At 66.4% G+C, this 24,020-nt stretch carries 24 protein-coding genes; 6 read left to right on the forward strand and 18 right to left on the reverse strand.

The window, feature by feature from the left end; all coding sequences use genetic code 11:
• Nucleotides 1-3: 3 nt before the first annotated feature.
• From ACVXZ4_RS12810 to ACVXZ4_RS12875, 14 genes are all read right to left on the reverse strand, one after another.
• Entirely contained in the window at nucleotides 4-414 is a 411-nt protein-coding gene (locus ACVXZ4_RS12810) for a response regulator transcription factor (protein ID WP_461795221.1), read from the reverse strand.
• A complete protein-coding gene (locus ACVXZ4_RS12815) occupies nucleotides 411-791 on the reverse strand; it encodes a response regulator (RefSeq protein WP_461795222.1) in 381 nt (126 codons plus the stop codon). The genes ACVXZ4_RS12810 and ACVXZ4_RS12815 overlap by 4 nt, the downstream gene beginning before the upstream one ends.
• Nucleotides 788-1,018 carry a hypothetical protein gene (locus tag ACVXZ4_RS12820; protein ID WP_461795223.1) on the reverse strand — a complete coding sequence of 77 codons (231 nt, stop codon included), beginning with the start codon at nucleotides 1,016-1,018 and terminating at the stop codon, nucleotides 788-790. Before ACVXZ4_RS12820 ends, ACVXZ4_RS12815 begins: the two co-directional genes overlap by 4 nt.
• Nucleotides 1,015-2,505, reverse strand: coding sequence for a glycosyltransferase family 2 protein (locus ACVXZ4_RS12825; RefSeq protein WP_461795224.1), 1,491 nt, complete (start codon nucleotides 2,503-2,505; stop codon nucleotides 1,015-1,017). Before ACVXZ4_RS12825 ends, ACVXZ4_RS12820 begins: the two co-directional genes overlap by 4 nt.
• Entirely contained in the window at nucleotides 2,502-3,227 is a 726-nt protein-coding gene (locus ACVXZ4_RS12830; protein WP_461797982.1) for a PHP domain-containing protein, read from the reverse strand. The genes ACVXZ4_RS12825 and ACVXZ4_RS12830 overlap by 4 nt, the downstream gene beginning before the upstream one ends.
• A complete protein-coding gene (locus tag ACVXZ4_RS12835; protein ID WP_461795225.1) occupies nucleotides 3,227-4,216 on the reverse strand; it encodes an ATP-grasp domain-containing protein in 990 nt (329 codons plus the stop codon). Before ACVXZ4_RS12835 ends, ACVXZ4_RS12830 begins: the two co-directional genes overlap by 1 nt.
• The gene (locus tag ACVXZ4_RS12840) at nucleotides 4,216-5,298 is read right to left on the reverse strand and encodes a PIG-L deacetylase family protein (protein WP_461795226.1); all 1,083 of its coding nucleotides are present in this window, start codon (nucleotides 5,296-5,298) and stop codon (nucleotides 4,216-4,218) included. Before ACVXZ4_RS12840 ends, ACVXZ4_RS12835 begins: the two co-directional genes overlap by 1 nt.
• A 475-nt stretch (nucleotides 5,299-5,773) precedes the next feature.
• Complete coding sequence (locus ACVXZ4_RS12845; protein WP_461795227.1) at nucleotides 5,774-6,598, reverse strand: carbon-nitrogen hydrolase family protein; 825 nt, start codon at nucleotides 6,596-6,598, stop codon at nucleotides 5,774-5,776.
• A gap of 165 nt (nucleotides 6,599-6,763) precedes the next feature.
• Nucleotides 6,764-7,981 carry an NAD(P)/FAD-dependent oxidoreductase gene (locus ACVXZ4_RS12850; protein ID WP_461795228.1) on the reverse strand — a complete coding sequence of 406 codons (1,218 nt, stop codon included), beginning with the start codon at nucleotides 7,979-7,981 and terminating at the stop codon, nucleotides 6,764-6,766.
• A 4-nt stretch (nucleotides 7,982-7,985) separates the two neighbouring features.
• Nucleotides 7,986-8,177, reverse strand: coding sequence for a ferredoxin (locus ACVXZ4_RS12855; protein WP_409156930.1), 192 nt, complete (start codon nucleotides 8,175-8,177; stop codon nucleotides 7,986-7,988).
• The gene (locus ACVXZ4_RS12860; protein WP_461795229.1) at nucleotides 8,174-9,064 is read right to left on the reverse strand and encodes a fumarylacetoacetate hydrolase family protein; all 891 of its coding nucleotides are present in this window, start codon (nucleotides 9,062-9,064) and stop codon (nucleotides 8,174-8,176) included. The genes ACVXZ4_RS12855 and ACVXZ4_RS12860 overlap by 4 nt, the downstream gene beginning before the upstream one ends.
• On the reverse strand, nucleotides 9,057-9,968 hold the full coding sequence (locus tag ACVXZ4_RS12865; RefSeq protein WP_461795230.1) for a DODA-type extradiol aromatic ring-opening family dioxygenase: 912 nt from the start codon (nucleotides 9,966-9,968) through the stop codon (nucleotides 9,057-9,059). The genes ACVXZ4_RS12860 and ACVXZ4_RS12865 overlap by 8 nt, the downstream gene beginning before the upstream one ends.
• Nucleotides 9,969-9,971: 3 nt before the next feature.
• Entirely contained in the window at nucleotides 9,972-11,459 is a 1,488-nt protein-coding gene (locus tag ACVXZ4_RS12870; protein ID WP_461795231.1) for an aldehyde dehydrogenase, read from the reverse strand.
• 101 nt (nucleotides 11,460-11,560) lie between these two features.
• Nucleotides 11,561-12,061, reverse strand: coding sequence for a MarR family winged helix-turn-helix transcriptional regulator (locus ACVXZ4_RS12875; protein WP_461795232.1), 501 nt, complete (start codon nucleotides 12,059-12,061; stop codon nucleotides 11,561-11,563).
• Between the two features lie 156 nt (nucleotides 12,062-12,217).
• On the opposite strand from ACVXZ4_RS12875, the gene ACVXZ4_RS12880 reads away from it, so the two are divergent.
• Complete coding sequence (locus tag ACVXZ4_RS12880; protein WP_461795233.1) at nucleotides 12,218-13,477, forward strand: cytochrome P450; 1,260 nt, start codon at nucleotides 12,218-12,220, stop codon at nucleotides 13,475-13,477.
• Nucleotides 13,474-14,829 carry a pyridoxal phosphate-dependent decarboxylase family protein gene (locus ACVXZ4_RS12885; RefSeq protein WP_461795234.1) on the forward strand — a complete coding sequence of 452 codons (1,356 nt, stop codon included), beginning with the start codon at nucleotides 13,474-13,476 and terminating at the stop codon, nucleotides 14,827-14,829. The genes ACVXZ4_RS12880 and ACVXZ4_RS12885 overlap by 4 nt, the downstream gene beginning before the upstream one ends.
• Here the strand turns inward: ACVXZ4_RS12885 and ACVXZ4_RS12890 are convergent.
• The gene (locus tag ACVXZ4_RS12890) at nucleotides 14,826-15,557 is read right to left on the reverse strand and encodes a type 1 glutamine amidotransferase (protein WP_461795235.1); all 732 of its coding nucleotides are present in this window, start codon (nucleotides 15,555-15,557) and stop codon (nucleotides 14,826-14,828) included. The two genes, ACVXZ4_RS12885 and ACVXZ4_RS12890, sit on opposite strands and share 4 nt — an antisense overlap.
• A 106-nt stretch (nucleotides 15,558-15,663) precedes the next feature.
• On the opposite strand from ACVXZ4_RS12890, the gene ACVXZ4_RS12895 reads away from it, so the two are divergent.
• Nucleotides 15,664-17,016 carry a glutamine synthetase family protein gene (locus tag ACVXZ4_RS12895; RefSeq protein WP_461795236.1) on the forward strand — a complete coding sequence of 451 codons (1,353 nt, stop codon included), beginning with the start codon at nucleotides 15,664-15,666 and terminating at the stop codon, nucleotides 17,014-17,016.
• A gap of 17 nt (nucleotides 17,017-17,033) precedes the next feature.
• Here the strand turns inward: ACVXZ4_RS12895 and ACVXZ4_RS12900 are convergent, their stop codons facing one another.
• Nucleotides 17,034-17,843, reverse strand: coding sequence for an acetoacetate decarboxylase family protein (locus tag ACVXZ4_RS12900; RefSeq protein ID WP_461795237.1), 810 nt, complete (start codon nucleotides 17,841-17,843; stop codon nucleotides 17,034-17,036).
• Nucleotides 17,844-18,009: 166 nt separating this feature from the next.
• Here ACVXZ4_RS12900 and ACVXZ4_RS12905 point away from each other — a divergent pair, with 166 nt between their 5' ends.
• Nucleotides 18,010-19,521, forward strand: a complete 1,512-nt coding sequence (locus ACVXZ4_RS12905) for an APC family permease (protein WP_461795238.1) — start codon at nucleotides 18,010-18,012, stop codon at nucleotides 19,519-19,521.
• Nucleotides 19,522-19,545: 24 nt separating this feature from the next.
• The gene (locus ACVXZ4_RS12910; protein WP_461795239.1) at nucleotides 19,546-20,331 is read left to right on the forward strand and encodes a hypothetical protein; all 786 of its coding nucleotides are present in this window, start codon (nucleotides 19,546-19,548) and stop codon (nucleotides 20,329-20,331) included.
• A 768-nt stretch (nucleotides 20,332-21,099) separates the two neighbouring features.
• Here ACVXZ4_RS12910 and istB read toward each other — a convergent pair.
• On the reverse strand, nucleotides 21,100-21,939 hold the full coding sequence (gene istB, locus ACVXZ4_RS12915; protein WP_461795240.1) for an IS21-like element helper ATPase IstB: 840 nt from the start codon (nucleotides 21,937-21,939) through the stop codon (nucleotides 21,100-21,102).
• Nucleotides 21,936-23,243: an IS21 family transposase gene (istA, locus tag ACVXZ4_RS12920; RefSeq protein ID WP_461795241.1), complete on the reverse strand. Its 1,308-nt coding sequence runs from the start codon at nucleotides 23,241-23,243 to the stop codon at nucleotides 21,936-21,938. Before istA ends, istB begins: the two co-directional genes overlap by 4 nt.
• Nucleotides 23,244-23,403: 160 nt before the next feature.
• Between istA and ACVXZ4_RS12925 the strand changes: the two genes are divergently transcribed.
• Nucleotides 23,404-23,697: a hypothetical protein gene (locus tag ACVXZ4_RS12925; protein ID WP_461795242.1), complete on the forward strand. Its 294-nt coding sequence runs from the start codon at nucleotides 23,404-23,406 to the stop codon at nucleotides 23,695-23,697.
• Nucleotides 23,698-24,020 lie beyond the last annotated feature (323 nt).

The raw sequence follows: 24,020 nt of genomic DNA on the forward strand, positions 1-24,020 counted from the left end.
TGGTCACTCGCCTGTTCCGGCCGGCGCGCGCATGAGCTCCGACAGTCGGGCGCCGAGCTCCCGCGGACTGAACGGCTTGGCGATGAAGTCGGTGGCGCCAGCGACCCGACCGGCCTCGCGAGCGTTGTCATCGACCCCCGCCGACAACAGCACGATGCGGGTCCCGGCGAAGGAATCGTCGGCACGGGCACGGGCGCAGAGCTCGAGTCCGGTCATCCCGGGCATCGACACGTCGAGCACAGCGAGATCCGGCCGGAACTCGGTGAGCGCATCCCAGGCGGCATCACCGTCTTCGGTCACGGCTACCAGGTCGAGGCCGGCCCGGGTGACGGCGATCGAGACGAGCGCCCGGATGTCCGGGTCGTCATCTGCGATCACCACCCGTGATCGCGCCGGAATCGCCGCCTCACTCATAGCTCGGTCCATTTCGGCACGAAGTCGCGGAGGACAGAGCGGATCTGCGCCCCGGTGAAGGGCTTCGGAAGGGTCGCTTCGGTTGGCGGATACGCGCTCTCGTCGAGCACCGAAGTGACGGCGATGACGCAGCCGGGCCGATCGACGCGGAGGCGTTCGGTGAGCTCCCACCCGCTCATCCCGGGCAGCACGAGGTCGATGACGGCGAGATCCGGAGTGGCCCGAGTGTAAGCGGTGATGGCATCTTCAGCGTTCTTGACGGTGGTCACAAGGCACCCTGCACGCTCGAAATAGCGACGAAGCAAGGCCCGCTGGTCATCGCTGTCGTCGACCACCAACACCGTGACCTTCTCGGGGAGAAACACGGGAACAGTCATCGGAAGAACACCTCTCGGATCACGACTAACACCGCGACGACCGCGAGAGCGAGGAATGCTTTGGGGATGAGCCAGAACTCCGACCGACGATTGTCGTCGATCTCGCGCTGGAGGAACTCGTCCCCGGGATTGCGTGGATCGACCGGCGTCTCCAGGTCGTTCGCCCGGGGCGCATCGACCGTGCGATGCGCTGGTGACGCGGCATCCGCCGTCTGCTTGTGCTTCATGCCAGTACCCGCCCGGTCTTCTCGGTCTTGTCCCACTTCGCCTCTGCGTGGCGGAGTTCCTTGATGTAGGAGTCGAAGGTGATCGCACAGAGCAGCGAACCGTAGCCGACCAGGTAGAGGAGCAGGGGCGCGAGGAACGGACCCATCCGGGTCTTCTCCACCCGGCGGGCCGCCCAGGCTCCGACCATGGAGAACGGGATCCAGACGTAGATGGCGACGGTGAACGCGAAGATCCCCGACTCCGTGAATCTCGAGCCGAACAAAGCCGGGATCTGGCGTTCCACCAGCCCGGGGAAGAATGCCGTGAGCATCACGATCATGGAGAGGATGCCCGGAAAGCTCAGCACCTCCCGCCACGCTTGCCGGCTGAGCTTGCTGTCGAGCTGCACGCCGAGCGCGAGGGTGAAGACGTAGGTGCAGGCGGCGGAGATCCAGAGCACGCGGAACACGCCTTCGGCGAGGGTGCTCTGCATCAGCAGGAGGCCGAGCAGCCCGATCGACGACACGATCATGGCGAGGGGAAGCAACCAGAGGCTGAACCAGACCAGGCCGAAAGCGATAGTGCCGAGCTTGTGCACCTTCGACGGGCGGAACCACACTTTCTTGTAGCGCGCGGTGACGGTGACGTTGCCCCGGGCCCAGCGCAGTCGCTGCTTCCAGAGCGCGTCGATGGACCCGGGCTCCTCGGCGAGAACCACGGCGAGGGTCTCGAAGACCACCGTGCGCCCGCGTAGCTGGGTCTCGAAAGTGGTGATGGTGTCTTCGGCGAGGGACGACGTGTCGATCCTCCCTCCGATCGCCAGGAGGTTCTCGCGGGTATGCAGCTGCGCTCCCCCGGCGAGGCAGGCCTGCGCCCCGAGCACGTTCTGCGCACGCCGGGCCGCCGGTTGCGACAGGATGTACTCGAGTCCGATGAAACGGGTGAGGTAGTTCTTGTCGGCACTGCCCTCGCGGATATACGCCGAGACCGCCCCGACCTTGGGGTCGGCGAGGTGGCGGGTCATGCGCCGCAGTGAGTTCGGCAGGTAGATGACGTCGGCGTCCATGATGAGCAGCGCCTCCATCCAGTCGTCTTCGAGCACGACCCGGATGCCGTGATTGAGCGTGTGGGCCTTGCCCTCCCCGCCCTTCTCGCGCCGGAGGTGGAAGACCGATCCGGGATACTGTGCCGCCTTCGCGAGCACGACATCCGGGGTGTTGTCCGTGCTCGCATCGTCGACGACGTAGATGCGCAGGCGCTCGAGCGGGTAGTCGAGCGAGATGAGGCGGTCGATGGACGTGCCGATCACGGCCCCCTCGTTCCACGCTGGAACGACGATCGCAACGCGAGGGAAGTACGGGGCGGCTTTGCGGTAGTGGTTCCGCACCGAGTGGAAGGGGATCGCGAGGAACGAGTAAGCCGCGGTGAGCACCGGGAACGCCCCGGTGGCAACGAAGAGCAGCAGCACGATCTCGAGGGCGCGGGTCGCGATCTCCGCGACGCTCACGAGGTGCCCCCAAGCAAGCGCGCCACTTCGGTGTAGCGGCCGACCTCGGTGGCGACGTGGCTGTCGGTCGAGGCCACGAGGATGACGCCGGCGACCCGGGCGGCTGCGAGCGCTCGCGGGCCGGGGCAGGCCCATTTCTCGTTGACCTCGACAAGCGTTCCGGTGAGGGCGGCCTCGGTCGCCCAGACGGCCAGGTGCTCGTCGGTGAGATCGTCTTCCGAGAGGCCGATCTTCGGAAGGATCGAGAAGCAGTGGGCAAGCTGGGCTGCGGCCACCGAACGCATGGCGGCTACGATCGCGGTCACGAGCAGGTCGAGCGCATCGCTGGCCGCGAGACCGGCCTCGAGCTTCGCCACCGTCGTGCGCGGCGACCACGGGCCATCCGTTCCGGGGAATTGGTGGTCAGCGATGAGAACCGCGTCGACACCCCCGGCACCCAGTCGGAGATCCGCCGGGATGTCCAGCGCGCCAGAACTGTCGAGGATCTTCGCCTCGACACCGGTGAGGATCGTGAGCCCATCCGGCACCCGCTCGGCGGCCACCGCACGCACAAACTCGGGTACCCAGGTGGTCGACGCGCGCACATGGTCGACGAGTCGCAGCCGGTTCAGGCCGATAGCGGATGCCGCGGCGATGTTCTCGCCCAGGCTGCTGACCGCGTCGTCGGAAAAGGTGGAGTGCACATGGAAGTCGCCGGCGAGCGCAGGGTGGAGGGAGGACATCATCCGTCGGTCTCGTCGTGGGCGGCGTTGTCGGAGAGCAGGATCTCGGAGGGATCGACGAAGATGTCCTCGAGATAGCGCACGTTCGCGAGTTCGCGGAATTCCACCGTCGACGGCAGCTCCCGGCCGAGCGCGAGATCCAGCGCGAGCGAAGGCATGTCGACCCCGGCGGCGATGGTGAGCGGCATGGCTCCGGGGAATCGCGGGTTCACCTCGAGCAGGGCGGCGACACCGGCGGTGTCGTAGCGCAGTTGCACGTTGGCCACACCCGTGAGACCGATGGCCCGGGCGACATCCGCGGCCGTGGACTCGAGCTCGGCGTCACGAAGAGTGCGCCCGGCGATGGACACCCCGGAATCGACCCGTGTGCGGGTGCGGGGCACGGCGGCGATCACGTGCCCGGCGGCATCCGCGAACACGTCGACGGAGAATTCCGCCCCGGGCAGGAGTTCCTGGGCGATGAGTGTTTCGTCGTCGCCGAGGGCATCGAGGGCGGCCCGGTCGGGCACGAGGCGCACGCCGCGCGATCCGGCACCGCGACGCGGCTTGACGATGATGGGGAAGGCCCAGTCCTCGGCGGTGCTGGCCGGGCCGACGAGGCGTGTCGTCGGCACGCGGGCGAACCCGGTGGCCCGCTCGGACAGAGCGAACTTGTCGAGGGTGACCTCGAGGGTGGCAAGCGACGCCGCCGCCAGCACGGCCCCGCCGAGTTCGGCCCGGCGGGCGGCGAGCGGCGGGAGCTCGACATCGACGGTAGAGAACAGCACGGTGAGACTATCGGCAACGCAGAGTGAAATGACAGCAGACACGAACTCGGGATCCGCGCCGCGAGGCACGATCCGGCGGCGCTCCGACGGCACGAGGTAGAGGCCGCTTGCCCACCCGTCCATGTCTGCGGCGTAGACCTCGACATCCGCCCGCTTCAACAGGGAGCGGATCACCGCCACACCGGCCGGACCGCCCGCCCCGGTGACGAGCACGCGCTCCATCAGAGCGCGGCCTCGTCGCGCGCCTGGCGCGCCTTCTCGGCCTGCACCGCCGCCGCGATCTCCCCGCGCGAGACGGAGAGGTCGGAGGACTCACGCACGATCTCAAGCGGCTCACTCGACTTGCCGCCGCCGTAGCGCGACCAGTATCGCGCCGTTGCCTCGACGAAGTCCGGCTCGAGATACCACCGGATGTCGGCCTGCGAGGCGAAGGAGGCGAGCAGCTGGTTCTTGGTAGCAGTGAAGCCGTCTATGGAGACGAAGCGGTTGGGGCGGAAGTCGACGGTCGCCGACGGGCTCTGGTAGCACGCGACGGTGCGGACCGTGCGCGTCGCGACCAGCGTCGCGTCGTGGACCGCCCGGTGATCCTGGTGGCGATCGTGGTTGCTGTGGGTGTAGACGATCGTGGGGTTGACCTCTGCGACCACCCGCTCGATGATGCCGACAGTCGGATCCGAGTTGCTGATGTGCGTGTCTTCGAGGTCCTCGAGAAACAGCCGCGCGCCGAGGAGCTCGGCCGAGGCGAGGGACTCGTTCTGGCGGTCATCCGCTTCGCCTCCTCGTGCCCCGCGCGACAGGGTGAGGATCGTGACCGAATCGCCCGCGGCGCGATGGGCTGCCAGCATGCCGCCGACGCCGATCTCCACGTCGTCAGGATGGGCCCCGATCGCCAGCACGACCTCCCCCGGCGGGCGGGCCGCCTTCATGCGACGGAACTCTTCGGCAAGCCGGGTGACCACCGCGAAGAGGTCGGTGGAGCTCACCGGCTTGGAGAGGAACTCGTCGGCCTGGCTGCGAAGCGCGGCGATGGCGTAGTCGATCGAGACATGGGCGGTCATGACGACGATCGGCGTGCCCGGGCGCTCCGCCCGGATCTCCTCGATGAGCTCGAGCCCGGTCATCCCCGGCATCTCGATGTCGGTGATGACGACATCGGGCGCGAGACGACGGATCGCGGCGCGCGCGAGGAGCGGGTTGGCCACGCCCTCGACCACGCAACCGCGCTTCTCGAGCACGGTCTTCGTGTAAAACGCGACATCGGGATCGTCTTCGACGACGACCACGAGATATGGCTGATCGACCACCCGGCCCCCCTGAACGCTACTGGTCTGTCTACTCTAAAGGCGGATGGGCCGTCGTGAGGGCGTGAATCCCGAATCGCCGTAGCCCCAGTGCGGGGTTCACGGGACAGCGAATCGAGTGGCCGGTGACCGATTGTGCACGCAGCGCGTTCGCGGATCAGGAGACGTGGACGACACGCCGCGTTCACCGGTCGCGCCACGCCGCATCCGAAGCGCATCTCCTGATCCGCGAACATGACGAGGGTGACAGGCAGGTGGGGCGAGCATCGGGTGGAGATACCGGGGTAAGCCGATGTCACCCACCGCGGGCACCCCGTTCGCGTGCGAGCCCGTTCGCCGATCAGGAGTCACGCGCGACACGCCGCCTAGGACACATGCGACACGCCCATCCGGATCGAAACTCCTGATCCGCGAACACGACGAGATGCGCGAACAGCAGTTCGGCCGCCGCCGGACTCGGAAAGCGGTGCGGTGCCGACTAGCGCGACCGCGGTTTCACTTCGAAGCGACGGAGCGCCAGAGCGGGGTTGACATGCCTCACGGTTGCGATGCGTTCCGAGGAGATCCAGGCCACGGCGACGGCGGTCTCCTCACCGATCGTCGCCAGCTCGACGCCCATCGGATCCACAATCATGCTGTTGCCCGCCCCGATCGGCGGAGCGTGGTCGGCCGCGGCGACATAGACCGTATTCTCGATCGCGCGCGCGGTGACGAGGGTGCGCCAGTGCTGCTCTTTGAGCGGCCCCCGCACCCACTCGCTCGGAAGCACCACGACATCCGCCCCCGCATCGACGAGCCGCCGGGTCACCTCCGGAAATCGGATGTCGTAACAGGTCTGCAGTCCGACCCTCAGGTCACCGAGCTCGAAGGTCTCCGGCTCCTCGATCGGTGCGGGCACGACCCAGTCGCTCTCCTTCTGGCCGAAAGCGTCGTACAGGTGCACCTTGCGGTACTTGGCAACGAGGGTCCCGTGCGGATCGAGCGCCACGATGGTGTTGAAGAACCGGTCGTCGTCTTCGTCGGACAGTTCGAGCATGCCGGCGACGATGTGGATGTCGAGCACCTTCGCGATAGCTTCGAGCCCGGCGACGAAGGGGCCGTCGAGAGTCTCGGCCGCCGCGACAGAGTGGGCGCCGAGTTCGGCGCTGAAGTGCGACGAGTATTCGGGGAACACCACCAGTTTTGCGCCGCGGGATGCCGCAGTTGTTGCGAGGTCGCGCAGGTGCTCGAGATTGGCAGCCTTGTCTTCACCGGGGGCGAATTGGGCGACGGCGATGGCAACGGGGTCGGTTCTGTCGCTCATGCCGCCAGCCTATTCGCTTGCTCAGCCTCACCGTCAGGCGCAGCGCGCGCAGCGAGTTGCATCCTTTTGTGGCCTCGCGAGCGGCGAACGCCACAAAAGTATGCAACTCGACAGCATGCAACTCGACAGCGTGCACACAGACCATCGCTGCGTGAGCGGGGTCCGTCAGCCCGCTGCGTGGGCCGCGATCTCCTGGCGGTAGGGCAAGAGCTCGGCCTTGAGACCGAGCCCGACGACCCCGACGAGTCGCTCCGCCCGGTAGTACCCGACGGCGACCGCCCCCGACAGGTCGCCCTCGAGCACCCGGATATCGCCATCGGCGAGTCCCGGGAGCCCGTAGGCCTGCAGGCTGATCTCGAACTGGTTCGACCAGAAGGCCGGCATCGGCGTGAACCCCTTCGCCACCACCTCGTCGAGGGAGCCGTCCGCCGCGAGCCAGGCACCGAGCACGGCCCCCGCCCGCTTCCCGGTATCGGTGGGGATGTTCCAGTGCTCCACCCGCCGGGGAACGCCGTCGAACATCAGATTCGGAAAGCGTGCAATGTCGCCGACGACGAAGACGTCGTCGCACACGGTGCCGTCCGTCGACACGGCGCGGAGCGCGGCATCCGCCAGCACGCCGTCGGTGAGGTCGAGGTCGGTGGCGTCGAGCCAGTCCGTGTTGCACTCCGAGCCGATCGCCTCGACCAGCACCTCCCCCGGCACGATCGTGCCGTCGTCGAGCTGCAGGCCCTCGAATTCGAAGTCGCCGAGCATCGCGGTGATCGAGCGCCCCAAGTGGAAGGTAACCCCGTGCTCCTCGTGCCGGCGGCGGAGTTCGGCACCCAGCATCGCCCCGAGCGGGCGGATGAGGGGCTCGGCCCCCGGCGCGACGATCGTCACCTCGCACCCCAGCTTGCGTGCCGTCGCCGCGACCTCACAGCCGATGAAGCCGGCGCCCACCACCACCACGCGGGCGCCGGGCACGAGTTCGTCCCGCAGCGCCATCGCATCGTCGAGGGTGCGGACGCAGTGCCTGCCGGTGATGAGCGGAAGGTCGAGCCGACGCGATCGCAATCCGGTCGCGATCACCAGGGCGCGCCAGGAATGCTCGAGCCCGTCGTCGGTCGTGACGGTGCGGGCCGCCAGGTCGGCCGAGATCACGCGAGCGCCGAGCATCCACGTCACGTCTGCCGTTGCAGCCCGTACGGGAAATGCGACGGCCTCGTGGGAGACGCCGGTGGAGAGCACGTCCTTCGACAGCGGCGGACGGTTGTACGGAGCGTGCAACTCCTCACCGATCACCGTGATGGGGCCGGTGTAGCCCGCGCGGCGCAGGGCCTCGGCGGTGCGGAGTCCCCCCATCGACCCCCCGACGATGATGACGGGCAGAGCGTCGGGCACGGCTCTACTCGACGATTCGGATGGCCTGCATCGGGCAGACATCGACCGCGGCCTCGACGTTTTCGAGCTCCGAGTCATCGGCCTCTGCATGGTACTCGAGCTTGTCGTCCTCGTTGAGTTTGAAGAGGTTCGGCGCCTCGAACACACACTGCCCGTAGTGCTGGCAGAGATCCATGTCGACTTCGATCTTGATCACGATTGTTCCTTCACGGTCGACGGATACAGGTCTTTTGATGGGGTGCGGATGCCCCGGAACTCCCAGTCGCCCCCGAGCGCGGTGGACACCACTTCTTCACTCTCGGTCGGCTGGGCTCCCACATCCGTACGGATGGCAGTGGGTCCGGTGACGATCAGGTTGCGCAGCGTGCCGAGACCCTCGACCTCTACCTCGACGACATCCCTCGGCTCGACGGGACGGGAGAAGGCGGGCGTGCCGGAGAAGAGCAGGTCGCCGGGGCTCAGCGTGATGGTGCGGGCGATGTCCGCCACCAGGTAGTTCATGTCCCACTCCATGTTCGCGGTGGAGTCGTCCTGCTTCACGACCCCGTTCACGAGGGTGCGGATCTGCTTGTCGCGGAAGTCCCAGCCGCTCACGAGTCCGGGGCCGACGGGGGCGAGGGTGTCGCTACCCTTCACCCGAAGCATCGAGCCGGCATCCGTGTCCCGGAAGTCGTGGAGCCCGAAGTCGTTGCCGATCGTATAGCCGGCGATGTAGTCGCCGGCCTCTGCCGGGGACACGTTCCGACAGGTGCGTCCGATCACGATGACGATCTCGCCCTCGAAGTTGAGCCACTTGCAGCCCTCCGGCCGCACCACCGAACCGCCGTGGCTGTTGAGAGCGGTGACCGGCTTGTGGAAGTAGGTGGGAGCGGCGGGGAGCTTGGTCATGAACTCCTCGGTGCGACTCGCATAGTTCAGGTGCACCGCGATGATCTTCGAGGGCACTGACGGTGGCAGGTGCACCGCGTCATCCACTCCCACCTCTCGGCCGTCCGCGGCCACGAGGGTGTCGCCGTGCCGCACCGTCTCGACCGGGAACCCGTCGAGCAGGATGCGGCGGGTTTCGACAGTCTGTTCACTCACGCGACAGCACCAGATCCTTCGCCGCGGGGAACCCGCCCTCGGGACGCGGGAACCAGACGTGCACCTGCCCGGTGCCGATCGAGTTCTCGTATTCGCTGTAGAGGACGCCGGGAGCGGTGCAGGCTTCCTCGCCGATCGCCCCGATCGTGAGCAGCCAGTGGCCGAACATGCCCTCTGGCCGCACTTTGTGGAACGCGGGCATCGTCTCGAGCACCTTCGCGTGGTCGCCGGCGGTGAACCAGTCGAGGCGCTCATAGTCGGCGACGCGGGCCGCCTCCGAGAAGATGTGGCTCGGATCGGCCATTTCGTGCTTGCGCAGTTCGCGGAGCTTGTAGAAGGTGTGGGACAGGGCGCCTGAAGCCAGCAGGATCACCCGGCGGTCGCTCTTCGCGATCGCCTCGCCGATGGCGCGACCGGCGCGCAGGAAGTCCTCGTCGGTCGCGGTCTGGCAGAGGCTCACGCTGATCCACTTCTTGTCGGGCAGTCCCTCACCGAGGTACTTCCAGAGGTTGATGGTGGCGTACATCACCGGGAGATCGGGATCGTCGATCGGCGTGATCCAGGTGCCGTTCTTCTCGTCCTGAGCGGCGATGAGCTCGGCGAGCTCCGGGTCGCCCTGATAGTCGAATGGCACGCCGTGCATGCCGCGCGGCAGCTCCTCCGAGGTGAACAGCCCGTGACGGCGCTCCTGCGAGGTGACGATGAACTCGACGGTGGAGGCCCAGTGGCTGTCGAGCACGATGACGGTGTCGTAGTCAGCGGTCTCGAAGACATCCGCCCTCAGCTTCTCCAGACCGGAGACGAGGGTCGAGTCCTTGCCTTCGTTGAGCTCCATGCGTGTCTCAATCGGCAGCATGATCGTGGGTACATGGGCGATGAGGCCCACCCCGACTACTTCACCCATGAGCTATTCCTTCCAACCGTTGGGAGCGACGACCGTGTTCTTCACGTCCGCATAGAAATCAAATGACCAGGTGCCGCCCTCGCGACCGACCCCGGATTTCTTCGAGCCGCCGAAAGGCGCCCGAAGATCACGCACGAAGAAGCAATTGACCCAGATCGTGCCCGCGACGAGGCGGGTCGTGATCGCCTCGGCGTGGAGCCGATCACCGGAGACGACCACCGCCGCCAGCCCGAACTCGGTGCCGTTCGCCAGCTCGATCACCTCCTCGTCCGTGGAGAAGGTCTGCATGGTGAGCACCGGTCCGAAGACCTCCTGGGTCACGATCTCACTGCCTGGGGTGGGTTCGTCCACGAGGGTCGGACGGAAGTAGAGGCCGCCGAGCCCCGAATTCTGTTCGCCGCCGAACACGATGGTCGCGCCATCCGCCTTCGCGCGGTCGACGAATCCGGTGATGCGTTCGAAATGGGTCCGATGCACCTGCGGACCGATGTCGCTGAGCGGATCGCGCGGATCGCCCTGCACGAGCGACTCCGTCTTGCGCGTGAAGGCCGCCGTGAACTCGGCGGCGATGCTCTCGTGAACGAGCAGCCGGGTGCCCGACAGGCAGACCTGGCCGGCGTTGTCGTACTGCTCGACAGCGAGGGATGCCGCGAGCTCGATGTCCGCGTCGGCGAGCACGATGCACGGGCTCTTGCCACCGAGCTCGAAACTGCAGGGCGTGAGGTTCTCCGCGGCCGCTCGGGCGATGGTCTTGGCAGTGGGTACCGAACCGGTGAAAGAGATGCGACTGAGGGCCGGGTGTGCGACGAGCGCGGCCCCCGCCTCTGCGCCATAGCCCTGCACGACGTTGAACACCCCGTCGGGAAGGCCGGCCTGTTTGGTGAGGTCGGCGAAGAAGGATGCCGTGAGCGGCGTCCACTCGGCCGGTTTCAGCACCACGGTGTCACCGGCGGCCAGCGCGGGCGCGATCCGCCAGGTGGCGAGCATCAGCGGAGCATTCCAGGGGGTGATGATCGCGGCGACCCCGGACGGGTCCCAGCTCACATGGTTGACGTGTCCGCGAGTCTCGAAGTCGTCGTGCTTCAGGTTGTCGACCAGCCAGTCGGCGAAGAAACGGAAGTTGTGGGCCACCCGCGGCATCACCCCGCGCAGGTTGCTCCGCAGCAGTCCCCCATTGTCGAGGGTCTCCATGTTGGCCAGCGCGTCGATGTTCTGGTCGACGAGATCGGCGATGCGGTGCAGAATCGCGGCACGCGCAGACGGAGGTGTCGCCGCCCAGCCGGGGAAGGCATCCCGGGCCGCCTGGACCGCCTGCTGTACCTCTGACCCGGCGCCCCGCGCGATCTCGCCGAGGAACGAGCCATCGATCGGAGAAGTATTGGTGAAGGTCTCGGCGGACGCGACACGAGCCCCGCCGATGTAGTGCCGCGTGTCGACCGCGACGCCCGCGACCTCGATGTGATGGGACGTCGCGCTGTCGGTGCTGGTCATCGAGCCGCCTCCCGTATCGAAAGACTCCTCGTTAAGTCATTCGGATGCTAATGAATTACCATAGCGAATCCGCGATGGGTCTACAACCACCCCGGCAGCTCTTACTCCGGCTTCTCCACGTGAGCGGTCACGAGACGGAGCATCTCGGCGAACTCGTCGCGGCGTGAGGGATCGATCGGGCTCGCGATGTGCTGCTCCTGCAGGTTGAAGGCCGGGAACAGCGTGTTCATCAGCGTGCGGCCTGCGGCGGTCAGTCGCACCACCACGAGCCGACCGTCGCTCGTGCTGCGCTCACGAACGAGCCATCCGCGCCCCTCGAGCGTCGAGAGCACGCCGGTGAGCGTCGCCTTGGAGAAGCCGCCCTCGAGGGCGATCTGGCGGGTCTCGATCGGCTCCCAGATCCAGGTGACCCAGAGCACGACGAAGCCGGTCCAGGAGAGGTTGTTCTCAGAGAGCACCGTGCGTTCGAAGTGATTGCGCACCGCGTTCGCCGCTCGGAACAGGTTCGACGCGACGGCCATCGCCGAGTAGTCGAGCCGGAGGTCACCCAGACGCGCATCGACCTGTCGCTCGGTCTCGGCGAGCGTGTGCGCTCCGGCCATCGGGACTCCTTCTCACAGGTGATGCTGACTCCGCTCACTCTAATTGACCGTCCGGCACGATCCTCCTCCCTGTCGCACCACGGCCGAATGCCCTATCGTCGGGTATAACTTGTTCGTGTCCGAACAACATCCCCCGAACTGATAGCGAGGATTCAGATGACTTCGACGACGAATGTCACCTTGGCCGATCTGGATCTCTTCGAGACCGGTGACCCCTGGCGGGTCTTCGATGACCTCCGCGCCAACTCGCCGGTGCACTGGGACGAAGAGGATGCCCCGAATCACGGCTTCTGGTCGCTGACGAGGTATCACGACATCGTGGGTGTCCTGCGCGACACCGAGACCTTCTCGAGCGAACGCGGCACCGTCAACCTCGAGGAGCTGGACGACGAGCAGATCGAGGCGCGCAAGTCCATGCTCGAGACGGATGGTGTTCGGCACCGCTCCCTTCGCCGGCTCATGCAGGGCGAGTTCACCCCGAAAGCGGTAGCCGGCTACGAGACCTTCCTGCGCGGACTGACGGCATCGACCCTCGACGCGGCGTTCGCGAAGACCGAGTTCGACTTCGTGGCCGAGGTCGCCGCCGACTTCCCCATCCGGGTGCTGGCCCGCATGCTCGACGTGCCCGACGCGGACATCTACAAGCTCATCGACTGGGGCAACCGCATGGTCGGCAACACCGATCCGGAGCACACCGATGTGCTCGCGCACTCGGAAGAGAGCGAGAAATACCGGCTGCTGCCCTTCCGCTCGCCCGCCGCCCAGGAGGTCTTCGACTACGGAAACGAACTCGCCAGGCAGCGCCGCGGTGGCGACGGCACCGACCTCGTGTCGCGGCTGGTGAATCAGACGCCGATGGACGGCATCCCGCTGAGCGAGCGCGACTTCAACAGCTACTTCCTGTTGCTCGTCGTCGCCGGCAACGAGACCACCCGTCACACCATCACCCATTCGATGGACTACCTGATGCAGAATCCCGACCAGCTGGCCCTTCTGAAGGAGAAGCCGGAGCTCATCCCGTGGGCCGTCGAGGAATTCCTGCGCATGGCGAGCCCCGTCTACCACTTCCGCCGCACCGCCACCCACGACACCGAGATCAACGGCCAGGCCATCAAGGAGGGCGATAAGGTCGTCACCTGGTTCGCCGCCGGCAACCGGGATCCGCAGGTCTTCGACGACCCGTACCGCATGGATGTCACCCGCAACCCGAACGAGCACATGTCGTTCGGTCGCGGCGGTCCGCACATGTGCCTCGGCAATGCGCTCGCACGGCTCGAGATCCGCGTGATGTACGAAGAGCTGCTTCCACGGATCACCGGCATGACTCGCCTCGGCGAGGTCTCGAAACTTCGCAGTAATTTCGTCAACGGCATCAAACGGTTTCCCGTGAGAGTCGAGCTGGCGAGCGGGAAGTGACCGTCGACTCCCACTCGATCTGGGGCGACGAGTCGGCGACAGTGAAGCTCGCCGCCGACTGGGCCGCTCGTCGGCTGGTGCGGGAGACCGATCCGCAGTCCACGGCGCGATCGGCCTCCGAGCTCGCCGCAGCGGCCGGCCCCACCATCACCGCATCGGGAATCGGGGCGGATGCCGCTCTGGAGGTCTTCGACCGGGTGCTCGAGCCCGCGACCCGCGCCCAGGACGACCCGCTCAACCTCGCCTACATCGCCGCGGCCCCGACGAGGGCGGCGATCGCCTTCGACCTCGTCACCAGCGCAGCGAACATCTTCGGCGGACTCTGGGAGGCCGGCGCGGGCGCGATCTACGCCGAGAACGAGGCCCTGGCCTGGATCGTCGACCTTCTCGGCTGGCCGGAAGGCGCGGGCGGATGCTTCGTCTCCGGCGGCACTTCCGGCAACCTCTCCGCCCTCATGACCGCCCGGGAGACCGCGAAATCCCGCCGGGGAGGGCGCCCGCCCGGAGGATGGCAACTCGCCTGCACCGCAAACGCCCACTCTTCCATCCGCTCGGCCGCCAGGGCTCTCGACGTCGATGTCGTCGAGGTGCCCATGGATGCTCGCGGCCACCTCACCGGAGCGGCCCTGCGTGCCGTGCTCGAACGCTCCCCCGACGTTTTCGCGGTCGTCGCTTCCGCCGGCACGACCAACGAGGGACTCGTGGACGACCTCGCCGATATCGCGGCCGTCGCCCACGAATTCGGGGTCTGGATGCACGTGGATGGCGCGTACGGCGGGGCTGGCCTCGCCGCGCCGAGCGTTCGCGCGCTCTTCGACGGCATCGAACAGGCCGACAGCTTCATCGTCGACCCGCACAAGTGGCTGTTCGCTCCCTACGACTGCTGCGCGCTGCTCTACCGCGACCCGGCCCTCGCCCGTGCGACGCATTCACAGCATGCCAACTACCTCGATCACGTGGACCGTGAGTCATGGAACCCGAGCGAGCTCGCGCTGCATCTGAGCAGACGAGCGCGCGGGCTACCCCTCTGGTTCAGCCTCGCGACCCACGGTACCGACCGCTACCGGGACGCGATCGAGAATTCGCTCGAGACCGCGCGCGCAGTAGCGGCGGCCATCCGGGCATCCGACCATCTCCGGCTCGTTCGTGAGCCAGAGCTCTCCGTCGTCGTGTTCGATCGTCCCGGCTGGCAGCCAGCAGACTACGAGGCCTGGTCGCATGCCACGGCCGCCGAGGGCACGATGCTCTGCGTTCCGACGACCCTCGACGGGGAGACGGTTCTTCGCCTGGCATTCGTGAACCCGGCGACCGATGCCGAACGGGTGATCGAGATCCTCGAGAGCCTTCGCTAGCTCTTTTTGCTCGTGCTGCTCGGCATCAGCCCGGCCACCCGCTCGAGATAGGCGTCGACCAGCGCGAACGTGCGAGCTGCCGCCGCCGACTCCTCTGCGCGGGTGTGGGCGAGCAGGGCATCCGGATCCTGGCCGTCCGCCGCCACCTTCTCGGCGCCGCCCGCGTTCAGCCAGCCCTCGAGGCTCGCGGCGGTGAGCTCGGGGTGGAACTGCACGGCGAGGCTCCGGCCGTGCGTGAAGGCCTGGCTCGCAGCTGCCGTGCGTGCGATCTCGTGGGCGCCAGCCGGCACCGTCCAGCGGTCGTAGTGGAACTCGAACCAGGGACCGGATGCCACGAGCTCGGCGTCGTCGGTGTGCAGCACGGTCCAGCCGATCTCGGGCCGTCGGGCCGTTGCGACCGCACCACCGAGGGCCCGGGACATCAGCTGGCCGCCGAAGCAGATCCCGAGAACCGGGATGTCGGCGTCGAGGGCACCGCGCAGCCAGGTGATCTCCGGCACCAGCCAGCGTCCGATGCCACGGTCGTCCCAGGCACCCCACGGGGCTCCCATCGGCACGAGCAGGTCGTATTCGGAGGAATCCGGGAAATCGAAGTGCACGTTGGGGGCGCCGGCGTGCTGTTCGTCCACGATCAATACCTCGTCGACATCGAAACCGCGCTCCCGCAAACGCTGGGAAACGGGGCCCGTCGGGCTCACGTGATCATGCTGGATGAACAGCGCGCGCATTCGCATCCTTGCTCCCGCATATCTCGCGGATGTCGTCGTCGACTGGATTTAGCCCTTAGTATCGCACTAATCGTTCAGGGCCGAACGATTTATTGGTGGAGGATCAATGACTATCGACGCAGCCGCTCTTCGCACGGACCTCGAGGCGAAAGGCATCGACGTTCTGCGCCTGATCTATGCCGACATCCTGGGCATCACCCGCTCGAAAGACCTGCTGGTGAGCCAGCTGGAGCGCACGGCCAGCAACGGCCCCACCTTCTGCCAGGGTGTCTGGGTCACCACGACCCGTGGCGGGGTGCTTGACGGCAACGACATCATGTCGGACGGGCTGCAGGACCTCGTGAGCCGCGTGGATCCGGCATCCGTAACGATGATGCCGTGGGAGCCGGGCGTCGCGTTCGCCATCGCGGATGCTTTCGAGCCCGACGGCACCGCGAGCGCCCTCGCACCCCGATCGGTGCTTCGTAGCGTGATCGCCCGGTACGCCGCGCTCGGGCTCACGCCTATCGTCGGTCCCGAACTCGAGTTCTACATCGCCGAGCGAGGCGAATCCGGTGAGTGGCAGCGCGCCCTCACCCGCACCGGTCGGGTGTACACGACCGGCGCCTGGGTCGACCCGGACGGTACCTTCCTGCATCTGATGCGCATGCTCGACCGCATGGACATCGGGGTAGTGGCCGGTAACCACGAGTTCAGCCCCTCGCAGTACGAGATCAACCTCTGGCACGGTGAGGCCCTCCGCGCCGCGGACCGCACCTTCCTGTTCAAGACCGCCATCAAGGACATCGTTGCGCGTACCGGCAAGCTCGCGACCTTCCTCGGCAAGCCCTGGAGCGATGAGGGGGGAAGCGGATTCCACCTGCACTTCTCCGTCGTCGATTCGTCGGGCAAGAACCTCATGTGTGAGCCGGATGGGCAGCTCACGACCACCTCGAACCGACTGATCGCCGGCATCCTCGCTCACGCTCCCGCGCTCGCGGCCTTCACGAACCCCACCGTCAACGCCTATAAGCGCCTCGGACCCGACACTCTCGCGCCGTACCGCGCCAACTGGGGCCATGACAACCGAAGTTCGATGGTGAGGGTGCCCCCGGAGCGTGGAGCAGGCACACGGCTTGAGGTGCGCATCGGCGACGGTGCGGCAAACCCCTACCTGATGATCGCGGCGGTGCTCGCCGCCGGCCTGGACGGTCTCACCCGCGAGCTCGAGGTGCCACCGAGTGCGGACGGTTGGTCGTACGAGAACGAGTCCGCCGCCGTGCTGCCGACCACTCTGACAGCCGCCCTCGATGCCCTCGACTCCGACGCCGTGCTGCGCGAGGCGCTGGGAGCGCCGGTCGTCGACGTGTTCAGCATCCTGAAGCGCGACGAGGTTTCGCGTTACGAGCACGGGTGCGACGATCCCGGCACCCGCGACGTGACCCGGTGGGAGCTCGACGAGTACCTCGAGGACTACTAGCCCTCAGGTCTCGCGCGTTATACGGCGCGCGAGCGATCCTCCACGAGGTCTCCCCCGGCGAAGGTGACGCCCAGTTCGCGGTAGTACCCGCCCAGGATCTCCTCCACAGGCAGGATCGAGTGCAGCTCGTCCCACGGTGAATCCGCGAGCGAGAGCTCGGCATCGCCGCGCCAGGCCGGTCCGAGGTCGGCGTCGATGCCGCCCATGGCCACCAGCTGGTCGAGAGAGAGACCCTCGCCCTGGCTGATCGACGGCATGAAGCGGTTGTGCAGCATCCGGTGTCCGTTGACGAATCCGTTGTCTTCCGAGGGTTCCCGCAGTGTGACGATGGCGGATGCCAGGCGGTGGTCGTAGGCGGCGAGCGATGCGCCGATCTGGGCTCCCGCCTCGAGCCGCGGTGTCGCTTTGCCATGCGAGAACAGTCGCGTCACATGAACGGAACCGAGCTTCTTGGGGTAGCCCTGGAACCATCCGCGGCCGATTGCGAAGTCCTTCGTCACCCAGATGGCGACGCAGCGGCTGTAGGTGACTCCGCGGTGGGAGCAACGCACCACGACGAACGCCTCGAGGTACTGGGCGCGCACCGGGTCGAGCAATTCGAGACCGCCCTCGCTGCACGACTGCCAGTCGGCCCAGATGATGGCGACAGCGCCCGGCCGGTCAGGAGCGAGGTCGATATCCGCGGGGAGGATGGCACGCACGTTGGCGGGATCGGTGAGGTATTCGACGGTCAGGAGTGTTCCCGAGTAGTACCACGGCGGCTTCGGCACGAGCGCGCTCGCTCCGGTGGGGGTCAGCGGGGCGAGAAATCCGTTCAGAGCAGTCATAGCGCCAGAGTGTAGCCCAGATACCGGCTTGTTCGTATCCGAATGAAAATCTCCGAATCGCTTGACTGTAGGGCCGTGGTTCGCCATTGTTAGCTAACTCGTTCGGATACGGACGATTTGCGTACCCACCCAGAATTTCAGCCCGAACTCAATGAGGAGTATCGCAATGGCACTCGCCCAAGACACCCCCGCCTCCGACACGGACACACACACCTCTCTCAACAAGGGACGACTCGGCACCGTCGGAATCGTCTTCTTCGTGGTCGCGGCCGCCGCCCCACTTGTCGGAATGACCGGAGCAGTTCCGGTGGCCATCGTTCTCGGCAACGGTGCCGCGGCCCCGGGCGCCTACCTCGTCGTCGGCATAACCCTGCTGCTCTTCAGCGTCGGATACGCCGCGATGAGCCAGCGGGTCACCAACGCCGGCGCCTTCTTCGCCTACATCGGCCGCGGTCTCGGTCGCCATGCCGGCATCGCCTCCGCCTTCGTCTCGATCCTCGCCTACGTGGCGATCCAGCTCGCCATCTTCGGATTCTTCGGCGGCGTCATGGCAGGCCAGGTTGGCGTCCTCCCGTGGTGGGCCTGGTCGCTCATCGCCTGGGCGCTTGTCACCGTGCTCTCGCTTCTCCGCGTGGATGTCGGGGCGAAGGTGCTTGGTGGCCTCATGCTCCTCGAACTCACTGCGCTGGTGATCACGTCCATCGTCATCCTCGCGAACGGTGGACCAGAAGGAATCAACTTCTGGGCGTCCTTCAACCCGGCAGCGATAGTCGTCGGCGGCCTCGCGGGTTCCGCCGGCATCGCCTTCGCCTTCGCCTTCGCGTCATTCATCGGGTTCGAGGCCACCGCGATCTACGGCGAGGAGTCTCGTGACCCGAAGAAGGTGGTGCCCCGCGCCACCTATCTCGCGGTGGTCGTGATCACCGTGCTCTTCGCCCTCACCGCCTTCGCGATGGTCACCGGAATGGGCGCCTCCCACGTCGTCGACAAGACCGTAGAACTGTCGACGGTGGCAAAGGTGCCGCTCGCGGCACCGGCCGAAGTCCTCTTCTCGCTCGCGACCCAGTACGTGGGACCGTGGATGGCGACGGTCATGTCGATCTTGGTGCTCTCGAGTCTGTTCGCCGGTCTTCTCGCCTTCCAGAATGCGGCGAGCCGCTACCTCTTCGCGATGGGCCGCGGCGGGGTGCTGCCCGCCCGCCTCGGTACCGTCAACGGCCGCGGTGCGCCGGCCGCGGCATCCATCGTCACCTCGGTGATCACCGGGGTCGTCATAATCGTGTTCGCCGTCGCCCAGCTCGACCCCGTGCTCAACCTCTTCTACTGGTTCAGCGGCCTGTCCGTGGTGGCGATCGTGCTCATCGAAATCCTCGTGTGCATCGCGATCATGGTCTACTTCCGCAGGAACAAGGGCGAAGAGAACGTGTTCCAGACGGTCATCGCGCCCGTGCTGGCGACCGTCGGCCTCGTGCTCGGGGAGTACCTGCTCATGTCACGCTTCGGCCTGCTCGCCGGAACTGTTGCCGAGGGCGTGGACCCGACCGTCACCCCCTGGGGGCTCAGCGTGATCGGCTGGGTGCTCGTGATCCTGCCCTTCGCCCTCCTCGGCATCGGGTACCTGGTCTCCCGCGCCCGCACCTCCGTGAACGAGGAACTGCTGCGCGACGTCCTGTCGTAGCTGCTCGCGCAGTAGCGTGTCGATATGCGGTGGACGGGTGAGGTGGAGCGCGGGCGCTGGTATCGAGAGCGCCTCATCGAACGCTGGGAAAGCATCCACTTCGTCATTCCGAGCGGTTTCGATGCCTACGCACGCGTCTTCCACCCCGCTGAGCGCGACCGCCTCGCGGCCCCGGAGACTTGGCGCGGATGGCTGCCGGGTGATACTCACCCGGGGGAGATCGAACGGGAGCGGGTGAGCTGGGCGACAGTCGCGACGGCCTTCGGCACCACCATGCATCCCCTGGCTCAGTTCGACCGGCTGCGGGCGGGCGATCTTGATGGCAACAATCACTTCCTCGATGCGAACGACTGGCGATATAACGAACCTCGGCAGGGACGCCTGGATGCCGCATCCGTGACCGCGCTCGCCCGGCATCTCGAGGGACACACCGCCACACCCCACGCAGGAATCATCGCCGTGTGGGAGGGCTGGGGCGGCATGTTCCGGCCGGGCGGCGCCGAGGAGGGTACCTTTTTCGAAACACCGTGGCGCAGGCACCTGATGTTCGATGCCGGCGTCAGCGAGCTCGCCGCTGCCGCTTGGCCGGAGTCAGCCCCCTGGGTGCGGCACGCGTGGGATGCGGAGGGCCCCAGCATCATCTGGCCGGACGACCTCGCCTGGGCATCCGCGACCGAGGTCGACTTCGACTCGACGATCGTGGCCGGCAGCCGTGCACTCATCGATGAGCTGGTCGGCAGCAGCACCATCGAAGCGCTGGAGATCGACTCGACTGCCGACCTGACCGTGAACGGGGATCACCTCAACTGAGGTCGAGCTTTCACGCTGTCGTCGTGCGCGCCCCCTCGAAACCGGAGCGGCTCCATGCAACACCGGGCCCGAAGCTCAGCCCGCGGCCGAACACTCTGCGGGACAGGTGACCTGTCCGCCCGTTTCCGCGACATTCTGTCGTAGCCCTGGTGAAGGCCCGCCAACAAGAAGGGCCCGCCAACGCAGAAGGCCCGGAATCTCGAGGATTCCGGGCCTTCTGAATTTTACCTCTGTGGGTGGTTCCGCAAATCCATATAGCCCGGGAATGATTGGCCACTTTCCGAAGGACGGATTGGTGATTCCAGGCTTAGCTTGAAAAAGTTCCAGCTGAACTCTATGGGTGCGAATCGCCAACAGCCAGCGGTCCTGGGGAAAGGGCAAAGAGATGACTAGCGTGTCGCGGTTGACCTACCCTTTTGCGACTTAATTGCGGGCGGGTCTTACGGACACGGCGATAGTTGCGTGCCGCTGATCGGCGATAGTTGCGTGCCGCTGACTATCGATCGGCGCCAGCGACACTGCCCCGGCTTTGGGGAGCGTTAGGTGGATCTGTCGCGATCAACGTCCGGCATGCGGACGCCCAGTGCGTGAGGATGGACTATGTGATGCACGAGGGTGAAGTGGCGCTTGCCGCGCACGAATAGGAGTCCTTTCGAATGAGCGCAACCTATCCTGATCGCCGGTTCCAACTCTGGGAGTATCAGGTGACGGCGCTCAGCGAATTTCCCCAGTCTTGATCGTTGAAACTCCCCAGGTCGCGGGGTTAGGTTAGCGCAGGTTTGTGCCGGTGGTGATGCGGCGTAGTTCGTCGGATGCTGCGGTGTGGTTGCGGAGCCGGTAGGAGGCTCCGTCGAGGGTGATGACGACGGAGCGGTGGAGGATTCGGTCGAGCATCGCGGCGGCGACGGTGGTGTCGCCGAGGATCTCGCCCCAGGCTCCGACGGGCCGGTTCGTGGTGATCACGATCGACGTTTTCAGGTAGCGCTGGTTGATGACCTGGAACAGGGCTGACGCTGCCTCGGCTGGCAGCGGAAGGTAGCCCAGTTCGTCGATGACGAGGAGGGTGGGACCGGCGAAGAAGCGCATCATCGTGCCCCACTTGCCCTCGATCGCAGCCCTATGGCAGCGGGCGGCGAGGTCGGCGGCGGAGGTGAAGTAGGTGCGGTAGCCGGCCTGCACTGCTGCGTGTCCGAGGCCGGTGGCGAGGTGTGTTTTCCCGACGCCGGGCGGGCCGATGAGGAGCACGTTCGTCGCGGTGTCCAGAAACCGGCAGGTGCCGAGCTCGGCGAGCAGGGACCGGTCGATGCCGGAGGCGGCGTCGAGGTCGAAGTCGTCGAGGGTGGCGCCGGTGGGGAGGTTGGCGAACCGGAACCGGCCAGCCAGGCGGCGGGCGTCGGTGGCGGTGACCTCGACGGCGAGCAGGTGCTCGAGCGTCTGGGTCAGCGACCAGCCCTCGGCCTGCGCCTGGTCGAGGACGCGCGGCAACGCCTCGGCTGCGTCGGCAAGCTTCAGTTCGGCCAGGTGGCCCTTCAGCTGCTGATAGATACTCGCCGACGTCGCGGTGGTCATCGTGGTCGAGGCGGTCTGGGGTCTCGTCGGTGTTGTCATTGGAGTGTGTTCCTGTTCTTCGCGGCCTGCTCGTAGGCGGCCAGGTTGATCACGGTTGTGGTGGGGGCTGGGGTGCCGGCAAGTTCAGCGGCGGCGGCGCGGGCGCCGGTCCCCGGTGGGATGCGTTCCTTCTTCCGGTGCGGGCGCCCGGGAGGCGCCGACGCCAAGGCGATCGCTTCGAGTGCGGTGACGTGTCCGCTGTCGCGGATCGTCACCCCGAGCCCCGGCTCAGCAACTTGGTGGCGGGCGAGGACCACACCAGAGACTGTGGCGATATCGATGGTGTTCGCGCCGAGCCGTTGATAGACGACAACCTTCGTCGCGGCCAGCTCGGGCGGGACCGAGTACCGGTTGCCACGCCAGTCGATCAGCGCCTGCCGGGTCGCAGTGCGCTCTTCCGTCACGACGACGGGGAACAACGTCGGGGGCAGCGGGGCGAGGCGTTCCGCGGCGAACATGACCGCCGCGGTCGTGGACCCATCCCGGCCCTCGCGGCGCCGCCCGTCCTGGCGGGAGGCGAAAGTGGTGAGGCTGTGCTGCGCCTGCTCGGGTGTGAGCTCATCGGCCAAGTTTCGCCACCACCGCTGCGCCGCGGTGTGGTTGTTCTTCTCCACCACCCCTTTCCGGTTCCCGGAGCGGGGCCGGCATGCGACCACGCTGACGGCATGATGTTTGGAGAACGCGGCAAACATCGGCGTTAGATCACTCGTCCCGGCCTTCAGGACCGTGCTCATCCGGTCGAACCGCCAGGTCTTCGTCACACCGCCCAGCAGGCCCAGCAGCACCGTCATCGCGGCCAGCAGGTGCGGCTGGTCCATCGATGGTGAGATCACCGCCCGCCAAACACCGGAGTGCGCCAGCGACCCCACGAGGACGTAGGCGCGTTTCGTGGGAAACACCCACCCAGTCGGCGCGTCGGGCAACTCGACCCAGTCGAACTGGGTCTCTTCCCCGGGCGGGTGCTCGATGATCGCGTTCGGTCGTTTCGTCACATGCGCGCAGGCCGTGCATGTAGGCCGCAACCCGCGATCCCGAACCTGGCGAGTCAGCGTCGGGTAGGAGCCGGTAAAGCCCAGCGGTCGTAACTCGTCGAGCAGTGTCACCGCCCAAAGGTGCGGATCTTCGGTAAGCCTCGCCGCAACATAGGCGATGAACTTGTCGAACAAGTCCGGAGTGGCACGTTTGCGTTGCCCCGGAGCGGTCTGTCGGGCCAGATAAGCCCGGATGGTTTTGCGGTCGTGGTCGGTGCGGCGGGCAATCTCACTGATCGTCATCCCTTGTCGTTTGAGCGCGTGGATGTCCACGTCGCCCTCCTCTGAAAGCATAGGAGCAGGGCCTTTCTCGAGCTGGTGTGTGGTCGAAGACCATCAGCATCGAGGGAGGCCCGCTTCTATGTGCGGAAGCGACCCGGGGTGGGGAATTTCGGTGAGCAGAACTGGGGAATTTCAGTGAGCGCCGTCACAGGTGAGCCACGGTTCTCTGCTGGTCCGCAGCCCGAAGGGACCGGATGCCGAAACGAACATTGACCTCGTGTTCTCCGGCGTTGAATATGTCGCCTGCCCGCGGATGTTGCGGGGGTTGGAGCTGGTCGAAGTGACACCTGATGACATACAACGCGTAGGCGCAGAGTTTGGCGCCGTCGTGGCGCCGAATCAGGTATTTCTCCTTCTGTCAGCAGGGGCACGGCACCTGGTGATTGCGTCATCCTGTCGCGTCAACAAGAACCTGGACGATATCTTCGATAGCTCGTTGGTCTGAAGATCCGCTTCGACTTGTATGTCCGTGGCGGCGCGAACCGGACCGAGTTGTCAGGGCCGCTGCAAAAGGCGATTGAGGCAGGCGACATCAACGTCTCCGCCGAATACCCGGAAGCCCTTCAGGCATTGGGTCTCAGATGACGGACGGGACTGATGTCGATCTTGTTGACTCGAGATTCGTCGCGTTCGACGTCCGACTTACGGGCACCTCTCCCTGGTGGCGCAGTTGCACCAAATCCGATGGCTCCGAGGAATGGGAGCAGCGTTCGTGCTTTTCGGGATCGTTCAAGATCCCGAGTGGGGATCAGTTGCTGGATACTTGTG

This window comes from Lacisediminihabitans sp. FW035 (assembly GCF_054880895.1).

Coding starts and splice junctions, on each gene's coding strand:
- ACVXZ4_RS12900 (WP_461795237.1), bottom strand. CDS start 17,843: ATGACTGCTCTGAACGGATTTCTCGCCCCGCTGACCCCCACCGGAGCG.
- ACVXZ4_RS12815 (WP_461795222.1), bottom strand. CDS start 791: ATGACTGTTCCCGTGTTTCTCCCCGAGAAGGTCACGGTGTTGGTGGTC.
- ACVXZ4_RS12845 (WP_461795227.1), bottom strand. CDS start 6,598: ATGAGCGACAGAACCGACCCCGTTGCCATCGCCGTCGCCCAATTCGCC.
- ACVXZ4_RS12880 (WP_461795233.1), top strand. CDS start 12,218: ATGACTTCGACGACGAATGTCACCTTGGCCGATCTGGATCTCTTCGAG.
- ACVXZ4_RS12905 (WP_461795238.1), top strand. CDS start 18,010: ATGGCACTCGCCCAAGACACCCCCGCCTCCGACACGGACACACACACC.
- ACVXZ4_RS12895 (WP_461795236.1), top strand. CDS start 15,664: ATGACTATCGACGCAGCCGCTCTTCGCACGGACCTCGAGGCGAAAGGC.
- ACVXZ4_RS12820 (WP_461795223.1), bottom strand. CDS start 1,018: ATGAAGCACAAGCAGACGGCGGATGCCGCGTCACCAGCGCATCGCACG.
- ACVXZ4_RS12910 (WP_461795239.1), top strand. CDS start 19,546: ATGCGGTGGACGGGTGAGGTGGAGCGCGGGCGCTGGTATCGAGAGCGC.
- ACVXZ4_RS12870 (WP_461795231.1), bottom strand. CDS start 11,459: ATGACCAGCACCGACAGCGCGACGTCCCATCACATCGAGGTCGCGGGC.
- ACVXZ4_RS12890 (WP_461795235.1), bottom strand. CDS start 15,557: ATGCGCGCGCTGTTCATCCAGCATGATCACGTGAGCCCGACGGGCCCC.
- ACVXZ4_RS12830 (WP_461797982.1), bottom strand. CDS start 3,227: ATGTCCTCCCTCCACCCTGCGCTCGCCGGCGACTTCCATGTGCACTCC.
- istB (WP_461795240.1), bottom strand. CDS start 21,939: ATGACAACACCGACGAGACCCCAGACCGCCTCGACCACGATGACCACC.
- ACVXZ4_RS12865 (WP_461795230.1), bottom strand. CDS start 9,968: ATGGGTGAAGTAGTCGGGGTGGGCCTCATCGCCCATGTACCCACGATC.
- ACVXZ4_RS12875 (WP_461795232.1), bottom strand. CDS start 12,061: ATGGCCGGAGCGCACACGCTCGCCGAGACCGAGCGACAGGTCGATGCG.
- ACVXZ4_RS12835 (WP_461795225.1), bottom strand. CDS start 4,216: ATGGAGCGCGTGCTCGTCACCGGGGCGGGCGGTCCGGCCGGTGTGGCG.
- ACVXZ4_RS12810 (WP_461795221.1), bottom strand. CDS start 414: ATGAGTGAGGCGGCGATTCCGGCGCGATCACGGGTGGTGATCGCAGAT.